This is a genomic window from Rhodanobacter sp. T12-5, assembly GCF_008329435.1.
GTDB lineage: Bacteria > Pseudomonadota > Gammaproteobacteria > Xanthomonadales > Rhodanobacteraceae > Rhodanobacter.
The window spans coordinates 293,788-313,340 of record NZ_NPKN01000002.1 but is presented as its reverse complement, the minus strand read 5'-3'; the positions used below and the strand labels follow the sequence as shown (position 1 = coordinate 313,340).

Sequence of the window (19,553 nt, the reverse complement as noted above, 5' to 3'; positions counted from 1 at the left end):
GGGCTCATTGAACCACGGAAAGGCTGGGCAACAAGGGATGGTGACCACGTAACGCCATCGCAACTGACCGCATCCGGCAGCCGGGTTGAATAGCGTCGCCAGGCCGTCGACCGTCCGCCGGAAGATCCCCTTTCGACCCGCTGGATGCTCTGGATCGCGCTGCTCCAGGGTCGATCGGCTCTATATCAACCGCCTCGGTAGCGACGGCTGCGATGGCGTCAACGGCAGCTCGTCGGTCGCGGATGGCAATCGACTCACCAAACATGGCGGCAAGATCATCGATATCGCGCCAACGAAGACGAAATTTCCGAGGGCGCTGGTTTCGCGCTCGCGAGAGGCTGTCTTCGTGGAGGTCGAAGCGGACAACCTCCAGCAGGTGGTCGACCTTGCGGCAGCACGCAAGTCGGTGGTCGCCGTGGCACGAAGCATTTCGCTCGCCGGGGCCCCCGCGCTGATGACCAGTCTCGGACAGGGAAAACGCCTGAACGGCAAAGCCATCATCGTGTTCGCGTTGCAGGTTCTTGAGGTGTGAGGCCGAACTGCAAAGATGCGTGTGATCAGGATTGGCTGGCTCGCCAGCGCAATGCCCTGATGCCACTCACGCACGCAGGTTTTGCAGCCCTGCCAACCCGCGCGTCATCGAAAACGGTTTTCTTGCAGCAACCGGTCAATCCGTCGTCTGCCTCAAGAGGCTCAGAAACTCGCGGCGCAGCGAGGGATCGCTCAGGAACGCACCACGCATCACGCTGTTGGTCATGCGCGATCCATCGTCTTTCACACCCCGCCAATGCATGCAGAAGTGATCGGCTTCCATCACCACGGCGATGCCATTGGGCTGAAGGCGCTGTTCGAGCAGGGATGCAATCTGACTGACTGCCTCCTCCTGAATCTGTGGTCGGCTCATCACCCAATCGATCAGGCGCGCGTATTTGGACAGACCGATCAGGTTGGAGCTTGCGTCCGGCAGAACCCCCACCCAGATGCGTCCCATGATCGGACACAGGTGATGGGAGCACGCGCTGCGCACACGCAGCGGTCCCACCAGGATCAGTTCGTTGAGTTGTTCGACATTGGGGAATTCGGTCACCGCAGGTGCCGGCTGGTATCGACCGGCGAACACTTCGCGCACGAACATCTTGGCCAGGCGGCGTGCGGTGTCATGCGTGTTGTGGTCGTGCTCCACGTCGATGACCAGAGACCGCAGCAGGGCGCTGGCCTTGCCGGCAACCTCTCGCTCAAGTTCCTCGATCTCACCCGGCCGCAGATACGCGACAATGTTGTCGTTGGCGTGGAAACGAACGCCGGCATCGCGCAAACGGTCGGCGACCCGTTGCGAGACGGAGCTCCGGACAGGGCGTTCCGGAGCGGGCGACTCTCCCAGCGGTGGTGACATGGCATATCCCCAAACGGAGTCAGGCGTCGCATGAAATGAAAAGAGTTCCCTGCGCTGCCAGCCTTGGCGCGACGAACCCTTTTCCTACGGGACTCGGCTGCTTTTGGATGCCGTCCGGATCACCACGATCAGAGGTTCGCCAGGTTCTTTCGAATGTCCCGTGCCTGATCACGCAGCATCGAACGCTCTGTGACGGGCATGCGCTGCAGCAGCTTGTATGGCATGGCAAGCCGCGGATTGCTGCCGAGCCGATCTTGCTCCCGTGCGAGGAAGTCCCAGTACAGCGCATTGAATGGGCAGGCCAGCTCGCCGCTGCGTTGATCGCGGCGGTAGCGGCAGCCGCTGCAGTAATCGCCCATCCGGTGAATGTAGGACGCCGCCGAAATGTACGGTTTGGTGGCCAGCAGACCGCCGTCGGCAAACTGGCTCATGCCAAGCGTGTTGGGCATTTCCACCCACTCGAAGGCATCGATGTAGATGCCCAGATACCACTGGTGCACCTGCCGCGGGTCGAGCCCGGCCAGCAGGGCAAAGTTGCCGATCAGCATCAGGCGCTGGATGTGATGCGCATGGGCGTGTTCGAGCGATTGACTGATCGCGTGATGCAGGCAGTTCATCGAGGTGGCGCCGGTCCAGAACCAGTCGGGTAGATCCTCTTGATGCCCGAAGTAGTTGCTGTTGGCGTAGCCGGGCATGCGCGCCCAGTAAACGCCACGCACATATTCGCGCCAGCCGAGGATCTGCCGAATGAAGCCCTCGACCGCGGCCAGGGGCGCTTGCCCCGCGCGCCAACAGGTCTGTGCACGGTCGATCACTTCGCGGGGTGAAAGCAGCTTCAGGTTGAGGGCAAAGGAAAGCAGCGAGTGGAACAGGCGCGACGCGTGTTCGCTCATGGCGTCCTGGAAGTCGCCGAAATGCGGCAGGGCATGCTGCGCGAACGCATCGAGTTGCTGCAGCGCTTCTTCGCGGTTCAGTGGCCAGCGAAAGTCCCCGGCATGCGGGTTGCCGAAGCTGCGCACACCCGCGGCGATGATGCAGGCCCACAGCTCGCGGTGATCATGGCCCTGGCGCAGCTCCGGCGGCTCGACGGGATTGCCGCGCCAACGTTTGCGGTTCTCGGCATCAAAGTTCCAGCGTCCACCGACAGGCTTCCCGTCAGGCTCCATCAATACGTCGTGCAACCTGCGCAAGCGGCGGTAGAACGGTTCCATCGTCCACTGCGGGCGCGTCGCATGGAATCTTGCGGCTTCGTCACGCCCGGTGAGGAAGTGCTCGCTGTCCACCATGCGCGCAGGTTTGGCGAGATTTTGCGCGTAGTCGGCCAGTTGCCGGTCGAGTCGCCACTCATCCGGTGCCTGGTATTCGAACGTGTCGATCCGATGCTGTTCGATCAGTCGGTCGAGGTTGGCGGGCAGGGATTGTCGATTTTCCGGATCGTCGATTGCCAGGTAGTGCACCCGATGTCCGCGCTCGACCAGTTGCCGCGCAAAATCGCGCATCGCCGCGAAAATCCCCAGAATTTTCTGAGCGTGGTGCAGCACATAATCGGTTTCCTGGCGCACTTCCATCAGCACATGGATCACCTGCGTATCGACGCACTCAAACCACGAATGGTTGATGTTCAGCTGGTCTCCCAACACGAGCCGCATTCTGTTCATGGCGAGCGTCTCAGGAACCGGTGCGTTTGGTCGGCGCCAGTGGTCGCAACAGGTGCCACAGCGACAGGAGCGCTACGGCTGCGGCGAGCGCCATCGCGACCGCGGCCGCAGTGGCTGCGCCATCGAGGCCCGATGCATGTTGTTTGACGAAGACGCCGACAAGACCCCAAAGCACCGCCAGGGTGTACCAGGGGTTGCCCCGCAGGCGCACGATCACGGTGAGGACAAGCAGCGCGGCGAGCGCGAACAGCAGCAGCGTCCACGGAAGCATGTTGCTGACCGGCAGCAGGTGGAACGCCACGATTACCTGCGCCACATTGAGAAACGCCGCCAGCGAAATCCAGCCCGCGTGCAGTGACAGCGGCAACCATTGCCACCACGGCCCGCGGGCATGTTGCGCCGTATGCGAGACCTGCCAAGCGGCACCAAGCATGCACGCCAGACTCAGCCAGATGATCGCCAACGCCAGCCAGAACCATTGCAGCGAGAACACGATCATCCACGACGAGGTGAGCGCGAAAGCCGCAGCCGTCGGTGGTCGTATCCGTTGCAGCGCGGCGTCGTTGCTGCGATCCAGGCATTGCCGGGTGCCGTACACGACATCGAGTACGAAGATCGGCCCCCAGATCGCGAACGCATAGCCGGCGGCCACGATCAGCGTCGGATACCGATTGGAAATGGCACCGTTGGTTGGACCGAATACACCCGTGTTGGAAAGCCATGCGACCACCGGCATGGCCCAGGCGAGCAATGCGAGCAGGTATTTCATGAAATTGCTCCTTTCCTGGATGCCGTCGTGCTGGGGCTTGTGCCGCGCCTGCCATTTGCCGAAGTGGCTTGCAGCAACGTCGTGGCAACGCCACCCTCGCAATGACCGCGAACGACAATATCTGTTGATCGCTACGCAAACGGGCGGCCTATGGATGCACTTCCGCATCTTCGGTGAATCCGTTGCCCGTGTTTTCGCGTAACAAAGGTCTCTGGATGACACGGGACGCATACGCATGGCCGGCAAGGTGCTGATCTATGGCGCAACGGGTGGGGTCGGCACCTGCTTGTCACGTCAGCTTTCGGCGGCGGGATTTGCGTTGCATCTGGTGGCGCGTGAAGCCGGTCGCTTGCAAGTCCTGGCGACGGAGCTTGACGCCGGTTGGACGGCTGCCGACGTACTCGATCCGGACTCGTTTGCGCGGGTTGCGGACGAAGCCGGACCGACGTTGAGCGGCCTGGTGTATGCCGTGGGCAGCATCAATCTCAAGCCATTGGCGCGAATCACCCCGGCTGACCTGGAGCGGGATTTCCGGTTGAATGCCGCCGGAGCCGCACTGGCTGTGCAGGCCGCCATGCCAGCGCTGCGGGCTAGCGCGGAGCCTGCATCGATCGTGCTGTTTTCCTCGGTGGCCGCTTCACTCGGTTTTGCCCTGCACACCTCCATCAGCATGGCCAAGGCTGCGGTGGGGGGTCTCACGCGTGCACTGGCTGCCGAGTTGGCGCCGGCAATCCGGGTCAACGCCATTGCCCTGTCCCTGACCGATACGCCACTGGCGCAAAGCATTACCGGCAATCCGCGTCTACGCGAATCGGTGGCGGCAATGCATCCGCTGGGGCGGCTCGGCAAGCCGGAGGACGCCGCCAGGTTGTCGGGTTTCCTGTTGTCGGCAGATGCCGACTGGATTACCGGGCAAGTGTTCGCTGCGGACGGTGGACGCAGCACGCTGGCCTCCAGGTAGGGTTGCGCCCATGGCACGCATGCGCAAGAAGGCCGACCTGCCGCAGAAGCTCTGCACACGATGCGGGCGCGCGTTCAATTGGCGGCGAAAATGGACTGCCATCTGGGACGACGTTCGTTATTGCTCGGACGCCTGCCGCACCCGCAAAGGAGCCTCTTCGTGATGGGCAAGCGCATCTTGCTGGTCGGTGCCAGCGGGCTGGTTGGTCAAGGTGTATTGAACGTCTTGTGCAGCGCGCCCGAAGTGACGCAGGTGGTCGCGCTGGTGCGTCACCCGCTGGCCGTTGCCGATCGCAAGACACGCGTGCTTCAGGTGGCCGATTTTTCGCAGGCATCGCTCGCCCAGATCGACCTGGGTGGCCTTGATGCCTGCCTCTATTGCGCGGGTCCGCTGCCGTTGGGCATGTCCGAGGCGACCTACCGTGAAGCGACGGTCGGCGTGCTGGAGCGGGTGGTTCACGCCTATGCCAGGGCCAACCCGGCGGGGTGCGTCGTCTACGTGTCCGGCGCAGGGGCAAATCCATCCAGCCGGCTGATGCCGCTGCGCGTCAAGGGCGAGGCTGAGGCAATGTTGCGTCATGCCGGCATCGCTCACACCAGCCTGCGCCCGGGCGTGGTGCGCCCGGTACTGGGCGAGCAATCGCCGCATGGCTTGCGTCGCAGGGTTTATACGCTTGGCGCGCCACTGCTGGCGTTGGGCACCAAGGCAATGCCCTCGGTCTTCACCACCACCCGGGATATCGGTGACTGCATGTTGCGATGGGTGCTGACAGGCGCAGCCCGACCCGAGGTGATTGAAAACGCCGGCATCCAATTCGCTGGCACGGCTTCATGGTGGGACGCGGGGCAATGATCGTGGCGCTGCCTTCGCGGGACGTCTGGCCTCGATGCTGAATCAACCGTGCCGGCCTTGGCTCATCCTGCGCCAGTGCCGATACCGGCCTGCTCCATCGTGCCGGGCATCGATGTTTCGCACCACGGCCGCAGCACGCAATTCAAAAGCTCCAGATCGTTGGACACCGCTAGTGGATCACGCTGCAGCGCTGCCTTGAGCGTGGTTTTCAACCAGAGGCTCATGTCCGGGTGTTGAAGTACCCAGTCGATCTGCTGGTTGGCTTTTGTCAGGTCAAGGTCGCGGTCGTTCATCGTGGGCTCCGTTTGACGTTGTCGATGGATGGGCTGTTGTGCGGGCCTCGGACGCGCTGTTCGCCGTTCAAGGATTGCAGCGCGAACAGCGGCCGGGATCGGCGAACTCCAGGCCGTCTGGGCGCGGGCGATGCTCGCGGTGGTCACAGGCCACGCAACCGAAAATCTCGTGCCGCACCAAATCGCTGGGACAGCCGCACCAGGCGCAGGGCAGGCCGGTTTCAATGTCTGTCTGGCCATAGCCGGGGGCGGCACAATGTGGGCAGGCTGTCGCTATTCGCGCGCACAGTCGCGCTGCAAGGCGCGCGATCGAAGCCATGCGGGTGGGATTCATGTGGGCGCGCATGTCGGTCTGCACAAAGGCCAGCTGATCGATGGAACATGCGGCGCAGCGGATCACCGCGTCGGCCACTGCGCTGGCGGAACGCAGGCCCTTGAAGACGGGCAAGGTCGCTCGATCGGTGCGGTTCGGTTTCACGATGACGGCGTGCTGCGGGAAGCCGGTCTGCTCGAAGAACGTGGCGAGCTGCACCTGGTTCGACACGGGGGCATGCGCGTACACGGGAGCATCCACCACGAGATGCTCGGTGATGACGATGCCGCGGGTGTCATCGACCAGCACCATCAGTTCCAGGCCGCCGCAGACGAACGGAATGGAAGGGTGCGGCCCGTAACTGCCTTCGCTGGCCAGGCCAATGGGTAGCCCGGTGCGGGTCATGCCCAGCCGTGCCTTGGCGATGGCGGTCTCGCGGATGCTGCCGGGGCGGGGGATTTCGCCGGTGAATGTCCCCAGTGCGTCGGTGTTGATTGCTTCAGCCGTTTCAACCTGCAAGCCCAGTGTGTCGTGCATGACGGGTGCGATGGCCGCCTGCTTGCCGTGCATGGTGGCGAGCACGGCGCGCGCACCGGCATAGGTGCTGCTCGCGCGGGTGGCGTCGCTTTCGGGTTGCGATGTGGTCGCCATCAAAAGTAGCCCTCCCGTTTCTGTCGTTCGAGCGAGCCTTCGTCACTGATCCGGCCGATGCGCTCGGACGTGCGCGCCGACAGTGTTTCGGCGGCGACTTCGGCCATGGTTCGTGCATCGGAAAGTTGCGCGGCAGTCACTGGCCAGCAGCCGAGGGTGCGGAAGCGCACTCTTTCCACGCTGGCGTGTTCTCCTGGCCGCCAGTGCATGCGTTGCGGGTCATCGACGACGATGCGCTGACCGTCGCGCACGACCACCGAACGCTCACGTGCCAGGTATAGCGGCGCCAGTTCAATGCGGCGCAGGAGGATCCAGGTCCACAAATCGTGCTCGGTCCAGTTGGAGAGAGGAAATGCGCGGATCGTCTCCCCCCGGGCCCGTCGCCAGTTGAGGCACCGCCACAGTTCAGGACGTTGCGACCGTGGCTCCCAGCCCTGGCTCGGGTTGCGCACGGAGACCATGCGTTCCTTGGCACGACTGGCCTCTTCATCGCGACGAGCGCCGCCGAAGATGACGTCGTAGCCGCCGTCACGCAGCGCCTGTTTCAGCGGTTCGGTTCGCATCAGGGTGGTGTAGACATCACCGTTCTCGAACGGATTGATGGATTGCGCACGGCCCTGCTCGTTGGCATGCACCAGCAAGCGGAAACCGTATGCCGCAGCAAAGGCATCGCGGAACGCCAGTACCTCGGCAAATTCCCAGGTCGAGTCGATGTGCAGCAGTGGCAACGGCGGGGGCGCCGGGTAGAAGGCGCGCCGGGCCAGATGGGCCAGTACGGTGGAGTCCTTGCCGCCGGAAAACAGCAGTACCGGGTGGCGCGCCTCGGCCACGCCCTCGCGCAGGATGTGGATGGCCTCGGTTTCCAGCGCGGCCAGGTGTGCCGGCAGTGCCTTCATGCCAGCGCAGGCTCCGACCTCGATGGCGTGACGGTTTGTGCCGGCATCGTCTGCCAGCCCCGTTCGCCCTCGTGACGCCATGCCATTCGGCCATGTTCGTCCAACGCGAACAGATGCATCCAATGGTGCTGGAACAAGCGGCATAGATCGGGATGACGCTGCAGGATCGCGCTGATCGCCTCGCGCGGGGCATCCACCAGCACCGACATCCGCAGTGGCTGATGCACCAGCCGCTCGCCATCGTGTACCGATTGCCAGGGCAGGCCCGCGCGCAGCAGGCCGCCGTTGCCTTCGACCACCCCGATACCGCCGGTGACGTTGTGCAGCAGCTTGTTGCCCGCGCCGAACAGGTCCGGTGCCACGCTGGAACCGTAGTACTGCAGGCTGATCCAGCTGGCGACCACCACCGGGGCGGTGAGGATCACCTCGAGCAGCGCGAAGCCTTCGTCGTTGCGCCAGTCGTAATCGTGCAGGAAGGCGCGGCCACCGAGGTCGCGCGTGGCGGTGCGATGGCGTGGCGCGACGATGAACGACTGACATCCGGCCAGTGCCCATTCGGGACGTACCTCGGCCCAGTTGCGGGCGCGCTGGAAAACGTCGGCCGCTCGCACGGCACCGGGCAGCCGCCATACGCGCTCGGCGCGCGCCAGCGCACCGGCAGTGGCAAACCAGCGTACGGCCCGGGCCACATCGTCCGCATGCGTGTCCGGCAGCTGTTCCAGGTCGAACAAGGTCAGCGTGTCGGTTGTGGTGAGGTGCAGGCCGGCGGCAAACACGGTATCGGCAGGAATGGCGATGCCGCGCTGCACGAGCCCGGCACGAACGGCCTTGTCGTTGAGCAGTTGCACCATCAGGCGGGCGTTGGCCTCGCCCGAGTTGCCGCCGCAGGCACCGCAGTGGAGTCCACTGGCGTGAGGATTGTTGACGACCTTCGCGCCGTGGCCTGCGAGCACCACGAGCCGCGCGAAGTGGCCCGTCAGCGACATGGATCGCAGTGCACCTTCGGCCAGCGCGATGCGGTCGTCCAGTGCGGGCTGCGGATCCATTTGCGGAGCGGGATCGCCGGCTTTCGATGCGCGGCGCAGCGCCAGGGCGTCACGGATCAGCTTGGCGATGTAGACCGGTCCGGTGGCCTCGACGAATGCAAACGACGAGATTGCCGCCAGCTTGAATCGGCCCCATGCCCGCGTGGCGCGTCGCTGGATGCGGACGCTGCGGTCGCGCTGCACACTGGCGGCGTCGTGGCCGCCTGCCCGGGCATGCCACTGCGGGTGGAGCAGTACCGGCAGGCGCGGCTCCACTACATCCGATGCGTGGCGACGGTAGGCCACCCCGATGCCGAAGAAGCCGGCAAGGCCGATGGTCCGGATCGACGGATCCACGCTCTCCAGCGCGCGACGGAAGACTTCCGAGCGCACATCGATGCAGAACGCCACTTGCAGCGCGGCCTGCCCGGGGCGTTGCGCCGCCACCTCGACGGCCATGGCCTCGGCGAGTCGGCGTTGCTCGCCACGCTCGAAAGCCTCCTGAAAAACGGCGTCGAGCAGCTCGTCGCGGGTCGGCTGCAGAGGTTCCCCGAAGAACGCCTGGGCACGCCTCCATGGCATCTCGATCGCGCTGGCGTACTGCTTGTGCAAAGCCACTTCCCAGACCAGGGCAATCGCCAGCAGCTCGATGAGCGTGTTGTCGTGCTTCCCCGCCAGTTCGGCCTGCCACTGACGATAGCGGGCCATTTGCGACCAGCCACCCATGCCGACCAGCAAGCGGTGGAAATAGGCAGGCATGGCCTGCGCCGTGATACCGAGCTGGCGTGAACATGCGGTCAGCGCATCGGCGGCGACATCAGGCAAGCGCGCCACGTCCGAGGCAAAGTGCTTGAGCCCGGCAATTTCCGGCGTCAAATCCAGGCTGGCGACGCTGCGCCAAGCCGCATAGGCATGCGGTTGCTTCGTGCCAGCCCACAGCGCCTGGCCCTGATCGAAGTAATCGGCGGCCCAGTGACTGATGCGCTCGGTCACGATGCCGGACCAGTCGATCCCGCTGCAGTCGGCAACCAGATCGGCCACGCGGGGCAGCGCGCGCGGGGCGGGCGCGTCGATCGCCATGAGCGCCTTGAGCTGCGCGACGCTGGGCAGGTTCGCTGTCGTCCACACCGCGTCGAGTGCGGCGGCCAGATCGTCGTCGCTGATCCTGCCCTCATGCAGGTGTCGCGCATACCAATCTCGGGACATCGTGCTGCGAACGCCGGCGGCGCGACGCAGGCGAGCGGCGGCGAATGCCAGCGGTTCGTCGGTATGGCCGAGATAGGGGTTGACCGCGACGCTGGAAGCCAGCGGCCACAGTGGCGGGATCAGCGCCGCCGCCTGGCGGGCTGCCGCCAGCGCGGATTCGGCATGGGATATGGCGCCTTCTTCGGTGCACGTGGACATGCAGGTATTCCTGTCGAAAGTGGTCATGGGGTTTTGCGCACCGACCAGCCGCCGAGCATTCGCTCAAGCACGGCGTTCACGTAGAGGCCGTTTGACAGATGCACGCGCACTCCGCGTGCGGCCGGGTGATCGGCCCACAGTGGCAACAGTGCCTGTGCCACGGCGACCGTACCGAAGCTCAGCACGGCCAGCGTCATCAGCGTCCAGGTGAGTCGGTCCGGTGCCGGCGTGGCCGGCAGGGTGCCCCAGGTTGCCCAGCTGGCGGCGATCTGCAGCGTGAAGTAACCGATCGCTGCGGCAGCGGAATAAAGCACTGTCTTGCGCGTCAGTGCGCGCGGTGCGGCATCCGCCAGCCCCTGTGCCAGCAGATAGGCCACGCCGAAGATCAGGATGGCACCCAGCGCCAGCGCCTGGACCGATTCATGCTGCAGCCCGAACAGCAGGCCGAAGCCGGTGCCGATGACCGCATAGATGACGAGCGCAAGCGTGAACGCGCGGCCGACGGCAGCGCCATCCGGCACCGCGACCGGGCCCGGTCGCCGGGTAGCCGTGACCTGCTCGACCGCACCGCCTGAAGCGAGGAACGAGTGCGCCTTGTACAGCGAGTGCGCGATGATGTGCAGCAGCGCCAGCGGGAACAACCCCAGGCCGCACTGCAAGGTCATGAATCCCATCTGTGCCACCGTCGAGTAGGCAAGCGATGTTTTCACGGCCGGCTGGGTCAGCATGACCAGGGCACCGAAGATCGCGGTGAAACCGCCAAGCATTGCCAGTGCCGCCAGCACGCCAGGGGCCAGCAGCATCACATCGGCGAAACGGATCAGCAGAAAGCCGCCGGCGTTGATCACGCCGGCATGCAGCAGGGCGGAGACCGGCGTCGGTGCCTCCATCACTTCGGTCAGCCAGCCATGCGTGGGAAATTGTGCGGACTTCAGCAATGCGGCCATCGCCAGCGCCATGGCGGCCGGAAGCACCAGGCCGGGAGCATTTCCGGCCCGGGCCGCCGCATTGATCGCGCCGATATCCGTGGTGCCGTAACCCCAGGCAAGCACGGCCGCAGCAAGGATCAGGGCCGCCGCGCCCAGCGTCGCAAAGACCAGTTTCTTGCGTGCGGCACGCTGCGCCGTCCGGCGCTCGGGATAGAACAGCAGCAAGCGGCGCAGGGTGAGGCTGATGGCGATCCAGGCCACCGTCAACTGCACCAGGTTGCCTGCAGATACCAGCAGCAAAACCGCCGCCAGCAAGGCGCAAAGCCATGCGGTGAAGGCACCCTGGCGGCGTTCGCCATCCATGTAGGTGCGGCTGTAGCGAACCACGATCCAGCCGACGAAGCTGACCAGCAGCAGCATGCTGGCGCTCACCGCATCCAGTCGTGCCGACAACCCGATGCCGGCGCTGCCCAGCAAGGTACTGTCACCTGCGCCTTGCCGGATCAGAACCAACAGCGCACCGAGCGCAGTCAGCAATGACAGCAGGGTGCAGATTTCGGCGAACCGGACCATTCGGCGGGGACGCTGCCCTGGGCCCAACGCACAAGCGACGGCAGCGACCAGCATAGGCAACGGTGCCGCAAGTGGAACCAGATAGGCTGACAAGGCGTGTCTCCTTCGACGGGATGATTCGATGGGCGAACACGGTAGTGATCAGTCAATCAAGATAAAAATGCATTGTTCTATTCAATTCGTTTCATGAAAACGAATCATCGTGCGGTGGCACGTCGCACGTCGCACGTCGACCGTTGTTGCGCGAAGATCGCTGGGCTCGTTCCTGGCCGGGCTGGTCGGCGCACGCAGACCTGGGTCAGGGTGGGCGTCGCAGCGCGGGCACCGCACAACACGGCGCGGTGCGCAAACCTCAAGTGCCCATCAACTCCAGCGCTGCAGCGACAAAAGTCCGGCGGCAGGATGTCGCGTGCACATGTCGGTGACAGCGTCGATGCACGTGTGCAGTCCAAGCGGTTCGCTTTGACGCAATCGGCAGTGGCGAGCAATCAGTCTCGGGAAGGCCGACGGGACGCATCGGCAACAAACAGGCGCCCGTCGCCGAGGCCTGCTGCGCGGCGCAGACGATCGCGCAGCGCAAGCCCCAGTCCTGCATCCGGCGGTGGCACGGCAACCAGAATGTCCAGGCCCAGTTCATCGGCTTGGCGCAGGCGGGCATACAGTTGCCGCGCCTGTTGTTCCGTCGCCGAGCCCAGCGACAGCCAAGGCACGTCAGCGGCCAGGTCGTCGGGGCGGTGCGCACAGAGCACGCCAACGCGCGCACCGCGGGCCGACCATCCAGCCAGTTCGGGCAACACGCAGTCGGCGTCCACCAGCACCACTTTGGCTCGGGGTGCGTAATGCGAGGTCATCGCCCCTGGAGCGCGTACGTCCGCACCGGTGCGGATCGACGGGGTGATTCCGGTGACGCGTTGCAGATCGTCCGCCGTAATGGCACCGGGCCGGAGCACGCGCAGACCGCCATCAACGAATTCCACGATGGTCGATTCGATCCCGACACGACAGGGGCCGCCGTCCAGCAACAGGTCGACTGCATCGCCCAGTTCCGACCAGACATGCTGCGCGGTGGTCGGACTGACGCGGCCGTGGCGATTGGCCGAGGGCGCGGCCAGTCCGCCATCGAACCGGGCCAGCAGCTGCCGCGCCAGCGGGTGGGCAGGCACCCGCAGTGCCACGGTGGGCAGGCCGCCGGTGACGCCGTCGGCTACCTCCGGCCGGCGCGGCAACACCAGGGTCAAGGGGCCCGGCCAGAAGGCTTCAGCCAACTGCCGGGCGGCGGAAGGTATCTGCAACGTCCAGTCCGGGATTTGCTCCGGCCGATGGATGTGCACGATCAGCGGATGATCGGCCGGGCGCTGCTTGCAGGTGAAGATGCGTGCCACCGCAGCCGGCTGCCGTGCGTCGGCAGCAAGGCCATAGACCGTTTCGGTGGGGATGGCGACCAGACCGCCGTCGCGCAAGACCTGCACGGCACGCTCGACATCCGTGGTCAGTCGAGATCCCGGATCGTTCATCGTGCCAGCTTCCTTCCGCAACACCGCTCCAGCGCGCGATGACGGTGACTTGCGCTGGCAGCTGATGCCGCGGGGAAGGGCGGTTGGTGCGGTCGCAAGGGAGTCTCCACGGTTGAACCAGCACTCGAGCGTAACAACGGCTTATGGCAAAGAAAAATTCATTGTCTACTTGATGAAGTTCGCTAAAATCGAACGTCATGGTGACGCTCAATTACAACCACCTGCGCTATTTCTGGGCCGTGGCGCACGATGGCAACCTGACTCGTACCGCTGCGCGCCTGAACCTGACTCAATCGGCGCTGTCCGTGCAGATCCGCAAACTGGAGGATCGCCTGGGCCATGCGCTGTTCGAGCGGCAGGGGCGGAAACTGCATCTGACCGAGGTGGGCCGCATCACCCTTGATCACGCGGACGCCATTTTCGCCACCGGCGACGAGCTGCTCGGCACCCTGCAGAATGCACGAACCAGTCGGCAAGTCTTGCGCGTGGGCGTGCAGGCCACCTTGTCGCGCAACTTCCAGCTGGAATTCCTGCAGCCGGTGCTTGGACGCGAAGACATCCAGGTCGTCGTTCGCTCGGGTAGTCCGACCGATCTGCTGACGGCACTGCAGTCGTTGAGCCTGGACATCGTGTTGGTGACCCAGTCGCCGACCCAGGATACGTTGAACCCCTTTGTTTTCCACAGGCTGTCCGAACGGGCGGTCAGCCTGATCGGAACGCCCAGACGCCTGCGCAGGCGCCTGTCCCTTGCCGAACGGCTGAAAAAACATCCGGTGATCGTGCCCAGCAAGGACACCAGCATTCGCACCGGCTTCGACGCCATGATGGATCGCATGGGAATACATCCGCAGATCGCGGCCGAAGTGGATGACATGGCCATGTTGCGCCTGCTCGCGCGCGCCGACATCGGATTGGCCGTGTTGCCCGCCATCGTCGTCACCGACGAGATCACCGCGGGCGTGTTGATCGAAGGCCATCCGCTGGATGGCATCATCGAGATGTTCTACGCGGTGACGCTCGATCGGCGTTTCCCCAATCCACTCGTCCGCGAACTGATCCGGCACGAACGCGTGCTCTCGCACGTGGAAGAGTAGCGTCGGATGTAACTGTGGAAACGCCGTGCGGTTTCGGCTTGAGTGCCTGGTACCTGGCACGAGCGAGAAAAGCTGCAGCGCTGTCAGTCCGACCTGGCCATGCCGTGTCGTGTGGTCACCTTCGAACGCTACCCGCCCGTCATTGAACCCGTCGAGCATTTCGGGGGACGCCGCGATGGAGCTGTCGGAATGGCCGGCCGCACGAAAGTTGCCGGCCCAGGTCTGCCGCGGTAACGCCACTGCCTCGAAGCTCGGCCCCGCGCCGACCTGCAAGGAGAGCCCCGTGCGACCACGGAGACATGCATGTTTGGCCCAACCTTTCCGCAGGCGGCGGTGCGAAAAAGCGTCAGCGCGCCGGCTCTGCCGGCGACTTCAGCCAGAGCGGCAGTGTCACCACGAATTCGGAGCCGAGATTCTTGCCGGCGCTGTGGACGGTGACGCGGCCGCCATGTGCCTCGACCAGGTTGCGCACCACGGCCAGTCCGATGCCCAGCCCGCCCAGCGATGACGCCTTGGCGTTCGGATCCTGCACGAAGAGGTCGAAGATGGTGGGCAGCATTTCGGCCGCGATGCCGGTGCCGTTGTCGGCGACGGTGATCTTCACCGTACGTTCCGATTCTTCCAGCGCAAGCGTGATCTCGCCACCGGCAGGCGTGTACTTGGAGGCGTTGTCGAGCAGGTTGCAGAAAATTTGCGTCAGCCGCACCGGGTCGCCGAAAAAATTCAGCGGGCCGGTCGGCAGCTGCACATTCAGCTGCTGCGTTCGGATGTCCATCGCCGGCTGACATGTTTTCACCGCCAGCGAAAGAATGCCGATCAGGTCGACCATGCCGCGTTCGAGCCGAAGCTTGCCGATGCTGGCACGCGAGCCTTCCAGCAGGTCGTCGATGAGTCTCGACATGTGGGCCACTTGCTGCTCGATGATGACTTGCAGCCGTTCGAACGACATTTCCCCTGCCGCACTGCGCCGTGTCAGCAAGCCTGCGGCGATCCGGATCGGAGTCAGCGGGCTGCGCAGTTCATGCGCCACCATTGCCATGAACTCGATCTGGCAACGCTGCGCTTGCCTCGCGTCGGTCTCCGATTGCTGTGCGGTCAGTGCGTTTATGACCAGTTGCTTGTTGGCCATTTGCAGATCCTGCAGACCGGATTCGGGAGCGGTCGGCACGAATTCGTAGCGGGTAACCGGCAACTCCGACACGTCGATGGCGTAGGGTTCGCGCGGATGCTCGCTCGGCACGTCTTCGCGATGGAACTCGAAATCGCCGCCGCCGGCGCGTTTGACGCGGTACATCGCCGCATCCGCGCGATTGATCAGGGTCACCGGATCCTCGCCGTCCTCCGGAAAGACGGTGATGCCCACGCTCGCGGACACGCGAAGCGTGTGGCCGCCGATGCTGCTCGGGGTGGCCAGCGCCGCCAGCATCTTGCCGACGATCAGGGCCACGTCGGAAGGTTGCGATGCGTCGGTCAGGAGGACCAGGAATTCGTCGCCGCCGTAGCGGCTGATCGTGTCCGATTCGCGCACGACCGATTGCAGGCGTTGTGCCACCAGTTGCAGCACCTCGTCGCCGCCGGCATGGCCGAGCAGGTCGTTGATCGGTTTGAAATGATCGAGGTCGATGAAAACCACCGCGATGCGCGTGCCGCGACGGCGGGCCACGGCAATGGCGTTTTCCAGCCGGTCGAGGATCAGCGCACGGTTGGGCATGCCGGTCACCGCATCGCGCTGGCTGATCCGCGTCAGCTGATTCAGGTTGGTCATGGCGGATTCGGCGATCGTGTTCGCGTGCAGTGCGGCGAGCACGAGTTCCTCATTGGCCTCCCTGAGCTGGGCGGCCTGGTTCTCGCTGAAATCCCGCCGTATCTCGCGCAGGCTCTGCCGCAATGTGGTCAGGTGGGCGCGCAGTTCCTCGGCCTGTTCATTGAGCAGCTGCAGCGTCTCCTTCGCCGCGGCCACTTCGGAATCGTCTTGCCGGTCGCTCGGCGAAGGGTGTTGGCATAGTGGCTTATTCATCGAGAGTGCCATCGGCTGTTTAGTCGCGCCTGCCGGACACGTTGTCCGGTTCCGCCGCATTCGCCTGCAGGCGATGAATGGCGACGTCGATCATGGCGCCGGCTCCCGCGCGGCATGGCCGTTTTCGATGGAGGGAAGGTTCCATGCCGATCGAAGCAGGCGCTCGGCAAGCGAGTCGCCGATCAGGTTGGCGAGAAGTTCGTGGAACGTCCGCAGCAGGGCATCGCTGGCCGCTGCCGCATCCAAAGCGGTTTCTTGTGACAATGCCGCACGCAGTCCGGGATGGTCGCCAGGTCGCAACGTACTTTCGGACAGCGCGTGCAGGCGGGGGTAATTGACGCCGGTCAGGCGCAGGCTGCGCTTGAACAGGGCTGCGACTCCGGACTGGCCGATGATCGGGGACAGCGCCGCATCGATATTGCTCCATTGCGCGACGGCGGCTTCGGCGATCCGCGAGGCATCCGCGTCCCTTGCCGCAAGCTGCACAAACGTCGTGATGTTTGGGGCTTCAGGCTGCATCCGTGATCCGATGACTTCCCGCAGATGCGGAGTCTTCAATGTTGCTCGTCGGCATGCTTCCGTTTGGTGAAAATGGGTATCGCATGGACGCCGGCCCGTTATTGCGGCGAACCGACCGTGAATCTGGCGTGAGCCGGACTCTTGCCACCGTCGACTGTCGCCAGAAGGCCTTGGCGTAAGGATGCGGAGCAGGTAGAACGGTGGCCTTGCGCGTGGCGCAACGTTCAGAGCTTGTGAAGAAATCCACTTCCTGTGGTTTTCTTGTATCGCGAGTCCGGCACATGTCCGGCCTCGTTCGGCCGTCCCTGGCCGGCGTGAGAGGTTGAAACTCACAACCTCTCGGTGTTCATTCGAGTCCGGGAGTACCGCAATGGAGTCATTTTTCCCCACTGATGCCGAGTTGCTGGCACTGGCCGACGAGGTGGCCAGCGAAGTCATGCAGCGCAGGCTGATGCTGGTCACTGCCGAGTCATGCAGCGGCGGCTGGGTGGCCAAGACGCTGACCGATCTGCCGGGCAGTTCGGCCTGGTTCCATGCCGGCGTGGTGGCTTACAGCTACGAGGCCAAAGAAGCCCTGTTGGGAGTCAACCCTGGCACGCTGGAACATTCCGGGGCGGTCAGCGAGGAAACCGTGCTGGAGATGGTGTCTGGCGCACTGGCGCGTTTCGGTGCGGGGGTGGCGGTAGCGGTGACCGGGATCGCCGGGCCATCGGGCGGCATGCCGGACAAGCCGGTCGGCACGGTGTGGATCGGCTGGAAGCGCCGCGGCGGCTACGGGCACGCGCAACTGTTCCATTTTCCGGGCGGTCGCGAGGCGGTGCGCCGGCAGACCGTGGCGGCGGCGCTCATCGGCTTGCGCAAAACGCTGACGGAATGATGCGCCGGCGGCCGCCAGTTCGACTTGACCGGTGTGGGATACTGGCCGGGTTGCCGTTGATCGCTCCCGTTCGGACCATCCTGATCGCAACCGGTGAGATTCGATCCGCGCATCATGCAACCTATTCACAGCCCAACCGGAATACATACGATGGATGACAACAAGCGCAAGGCGCTCACCTCCGCCCTCGGCCAGATCGAAAAGCAGTTCGGCAAGGGCGCCATCATGCGCATGGGCGATCGCGTCAACGAAGCCATCGAGACGGTTTCCACCGGATCACTGGGGCTGGACATCGCCCTCGGTGTCGGAGGTCTGCCGCGTGGCCGCGTCGTCGAGATCTACGGGCCGGAGTCGTCCGGCAAGACCACCATGACCCTGCAGGCGATCGCCAGTTGCCAGCGTGCCGGCGGCACCGCGGCCTTCATCGACGCCGAGCATGCGCTCGATCCGACCTATGCCGAGAAGCTCGGCGTCAAGGTCGACGACCTGCTGGTGTCGCAGCCGGACACCGGCGAGCAGGCGCTGGAAATCGCCGACATGCTGGTGCGCTCGGGCGCGGTCGACATGGTCGTGGTCGACTCGGTCGCCGCGCTGACGCCGAAGGCGGAAATCGAGGGCGAGATGGGCGACTCCCACGTCGGCCTGCATGCGCGCCTGATGAGCCAGGCGCTGCGCAAGCTCACCGCCAACATCAAGAAGTCCGGCACCCTGGTGATCTTCATCAACCAGATCCGCATGAAGATCGGCGTGATGTTCGGCAGCCCGGAAACCACCACCGGGGGCAATGCGCTGAAGTTCTACGCCTCGGTGCGCCTGGATATCCGCCGCATCGGCGCCGTCAAGCGCGGCGACGAGATCATCGGCTCGGAAACCCGCGTCAAGGTGGTCAAGAACAAGGTGGCGCCGCCGTTCCGCCAGTGCGAGTTCGAGATCCTCTACGGCGAGGGCACTTCGCGCGAAGGCGAGATCATCGAGCTGGGCGTGGCGCAGAACCTGATCGACAAGTCCGGCGCCTGGTACAGCTACAACGGCGACCGCATCGGCCAGGGCAAGGAGAACGTGCGCCAGTTTCTGCGCGAACACCCGGAGATCACCAACGAGATCGACAGGCAGCTGCGCGAGCGTCTGCTGGTGCCGGTCGGCAAGCCGGCCGCCGCCGCTGCGGAAGAGGCGCTCGAGGAAGCGTGATTGGTGGCCGCTGACGGCTCCCCGTGGAAAACATGGCCCGGCTTGCCCGGGCCATGTACGTTTGCATGGTCATGAAGCGCCGCCCCGGCCCGGGTGACACGGCCAAGCCGAAGCGCAGTGCCTATGACAAGGCACTGGGCCTGCTGGCACGACGCGAGCATTCCCGCAAGGAGCTGAAGACCAAGCTGCGCCAGGGTGGCTACGAAGGTGAGGAAACCACAGCCGCCATCGATCGCCTGGGCGATCAGCACTACCAGGACGACGACCGTTTCGCCGAGGTGCTGCTGCGCAGCCGGATCGCCCAGGGCTACGGCCCGGTGCGCCTGCGCGTGGAGCTGAAAAGCCACGGCCTGGCCGACGCGCGCATCCGTGAATTGTTGGACGAGACCGAGGTCGACTGGGACGCTTCGGCCGCCACGCAGTTGCGCCGCCGCTATGGCAGCGCAGGCACGAGTGATCCTGCCGAACGCGCCCGCCGAGCGCAATTCCTCTTGCGCCGCGGCTTTGCCGCCGCCACAGTACGGAGTGTTACCCACGCCGATGTGGACGAAGCTGCCGACGACATTCCCTGAAATCCCGCATCCGGGACAAGGGGGCGATCCGTCGTGTGGCTGGGCCGCGGTGTGG

The 19,553-nt window shown here is 64.7% G+C and carries 19 protein-coding genes; 8 read left to right on the top strand and 11 right to left on the bottom strand.

What is annotated here, in order from left to right:
* Window positions 1-85 precede the first annotated feature (85 nt).
* Complete coding sequence (locus CIW53_RS05555) at window positions 86-532, top strand: hypothetical protein (RefSeq protein WP_149363702.1); 447 nt, start codon at window positions 86-88, stop codon at window positions 530-532.
* A 135-nt stretch (window positions 533-667) separates the two neighbouring features.
* On the opposite strand, the gene folE is transcribed toward CIW53_RS05555, so the two are convergent.
* From folE to CIW53_RS05540, 3 genes are all read right to left on the bottom strand, one after another.
* Window positions 668-1,393, bottom strand: coding sequence for a GTP cyclohydrolase I (folE, locus tag CIW53_RS05550; RefSeq protein WP_149363701.1), 726 nt, complete (start codon window positions 1,391-1,393; stop codon window positions 668-670).
* A 128-nt stretch (window positions 1,394-1,521) separates the two neighbouring features.
* Window positions 1,522-3,051, bottom strand: a complete 1,530-nt coding sequence (locus tag CIW53_RS05545) for a cryptochrome/photolyase family protein (protein ID WP_149363700.1) — start codon at window positions 3,049-3,051, stop codon at window positions 1,522-1,524.
* A gap of 10 nt (window positions 3,052-3,061) precedes the next feature.
* The gene (locus CIW53_RS05540; protein ID WP_149363699.1) at window positions 3,062-3,820 is read right to left on the bottom strand and encodes a hypothetical protein; all 759 of its coding nucleotides are present in this window, start codon (window positions 3,818-3,820) and stop codon (window positions 3,062-3,064) included.
* Between the two features lie 235 nt (window positions 3,821-4,055).
* Here CIW53_RS05540 and CIW53_RS05535 point away from each other — a divergent pair, with 235 nt between their 5' ends.
* From CIW53_RS05535 to CIW53_RS05525, 3 genes are read left to right on the top strand one after another with little or no spacing between them, the layout of a single operon-like run.
* Window positions 4,056-4,781, top strand: coding sequence for an SDR family oxidoreductase (locus CIW53_RS05535; RefSeq protein ID WP_149363698.1), 726 nt, complete (start codon window positions 4,056-4,058; stop codon window positions 4,779-4,781).
* Window positions 4,782-4,800: 19 nt separating this feature from the next.
* On the top strand, window positions 4,801-4,944 hold the full coding sequence (locus tag CIW53_RS05530; protein WP_197736635.1) for a DUF2256 domain-containing protein: 144 nt from the start codon (window positions 4,801-4,803) through the stop codon (window positions 4,942-4,944).
* Complete coding sequence (locus tag CIW53_RS05525; RefSeq protein ID WP_172969594.1) at window positions 4,944-5,633, top strand: NAD(P)H-binding protein; 690 nt, start codon at window positions 4,944-4,946, stop codon at window positions 5,631-5,633. Before CIW53_RS05530 ends, CIW53_RS05525 begins: the two co-directional genes overlap by 1 nt.
* 62 nt (window positions 5,634-5,695) lie before the next feature.
* Here CIW53_RS05525 and CIW53_RS05520 read toward each other — a convergent pair whose 3' ends face one another.
* The 6 genes from CIW53_RS05520 to CIW53_RS05495 all read right to left on the bottom strand — a co-directional run bounded on the left by CIW53_RS05520 (window position 5,696) and on the right by CIW53_RS05495 (window position 13,231).
* Entirely contained in the window at window positions 5,696-5,926 is a 231-nt protein-coding gene (locus tag CIW53_RS05520; RefSeq protein WP_149363695.1) for a hypothetical protein, read from the bottom strand.
* Window positions 5,927-5,993: 67 nt separating this feature from the next.
* Window positions 5,994-6,821 (bottom strand): DUF6671 family protein, encoded by an 828-nt coding sequence (locus CIW53_RS05515; protein WP_197736627.1) that lies wholly within the window; start codon window positions 6,819-6,821, stop codon window positions 5,994-5,996.
* 68 nt (window positions 6,822-6,889) lie between these two features.
* Complete coding sequence (gene cysD, locus CIW53_RS05510) at window positions 6,890-7,786, bottom strand: sulfate adenylyltransferase subunit CysD (RefSeq protein ID WP_149363693.1); 897 nt, start codon at window positions 7,784-7,786, stop codon at window positions 6,890-6,892.
* The gene (locus tag CIW53_RS05505) at window positions 7,783-10,215 is read right to left on the bottom strand and encodes a DUF2309 domain-containing protein (protein WP_149363692.1); all 2,433 of its coding nucleotides are present in this window, start codon (window positions 10,213-10,215) and stop codon (window positions 7,783-7,785) included. The genes cysD and CIW53_RS05505 overlap by 4 nt, the downstream gene beginning before the upstream one ends.
* A gap of 23 nt (window positions 10,216-10,238) precedes the next feature.
* Window positions 10,239-11,810, bottom strand: coding sequence for a proton-conducting transporter membrane subunit (locus tag CIW53_RS05500; RefSeq protein ID WP_149363691.1), 1,572 nt, complete (start codon window positions 11,808-11,810; stop codon window positions 10,239-10,241).
* 395 nt (window positions 11,811-12,205) lie between these two features.
* Entirely contained in the window at window positions 12,206-13,231 is a 1,026-nt protein-coding gene (locus CIW53_RS05495; protein ID WP_149363690.1) for an L-threonylcarbamoyladenylate synthase, read from the bottom strand.
* 197 nt (window positions 13,232-13,428) lie between these two features.
* Between CIW53_RS05495 and CIW53_RS05490 the strand changes: the two genes are divergently transcribed.
* The gene (locus CIW53_RS05490; protein ID WP_149363689.1) at window positions 13,429-14,325 is read left to right on the top strand and encodes a LysR family transcriptional regulator; all 897 of its coding nucleotides are present in this window, start codon (window positions 13,429-13,431) and stop codon (window positions 14,323-14,325) included.
* Window positions 14,326-14,671: 346 nt separating this feature from the next.
* Here CIW53_RS05490 and CIW53_RS05485 read toward each other — a convergent pair whose 3' ends face one another.
* Both CIW53_RS05485 and CIW53_RS05480 read right to left on the bottom strand, forming a co-directional pair.
* Complete coding sequence (locus tag CIW53_RS05485) at window positions 14,672-16,342, bottom strand: diguanylate cyclase (RefSeq protein ID WP_172969593.1); 1,671 nt, start codon at window positions 16,340-16,342, stop codon at window positions 14,672-14,674.
* 90 nt (window positions 16,343-16,432) lie between these two features.
* On the bottom strand, window positions 16,433-16,900 hold the full coding sequence (locus tag CIW53_RS05480; protein WP_149363687.1) for a hypothetical protein: 468 nt from the start codon (window positions 16,898-16,900) through the stop codon (window positions 16,433-16,435).
* A gap of 331 nt (window positions 16,901-17,231) precedes the next feature.
* Between CIW53_RS05480 and CIW53_RS05475 the strand changes: the two genes are divergently transcribed.
* From CIW53_RS05475 to CIW53_RS05465, 3 genes are all read left to right on the top strand, one after another.
* Window positions 17,232-17,738 (top strand): CinA family protein, encoded by a 507-nt coding sequence (locus CIW53_RS05475; protein ID WP_149363686.1) that lies wholly within the window; start codon window positions 17,232-17,234, stop codon window positions 17,736-17,738.
* A 150-nt stretch (window positions 17,739-17,888) separates the two neighbouring features.
* Window positions 17,889-18,926 (top strand): recombinase RecA, encoded by a 1,038-nt coding sequence (recA, locus tag CIW53_RS05470; protein ID WP_149363685.1) that lies wholly within the window; start codon window positions 17,889-17,891, stop codon window positions 18,924-18,926.
* A gap of 65 nt (window positions 18,927-18,991) precedes the next feature.
* Window positions 18,992-19,498 (top strand): regulatory protein RecX, encoded by a 507-nt coding sequence (locus tag CIW53_RS05465; protein ID WP_242451781.1) that lies wholly within the window; start codon window positions 18,992-18,994, stop codon window positions 19,496-19,498.
* The last annotated feature ends 55 nt before the right edge of the window (window positions 19,499-19,553 follow it).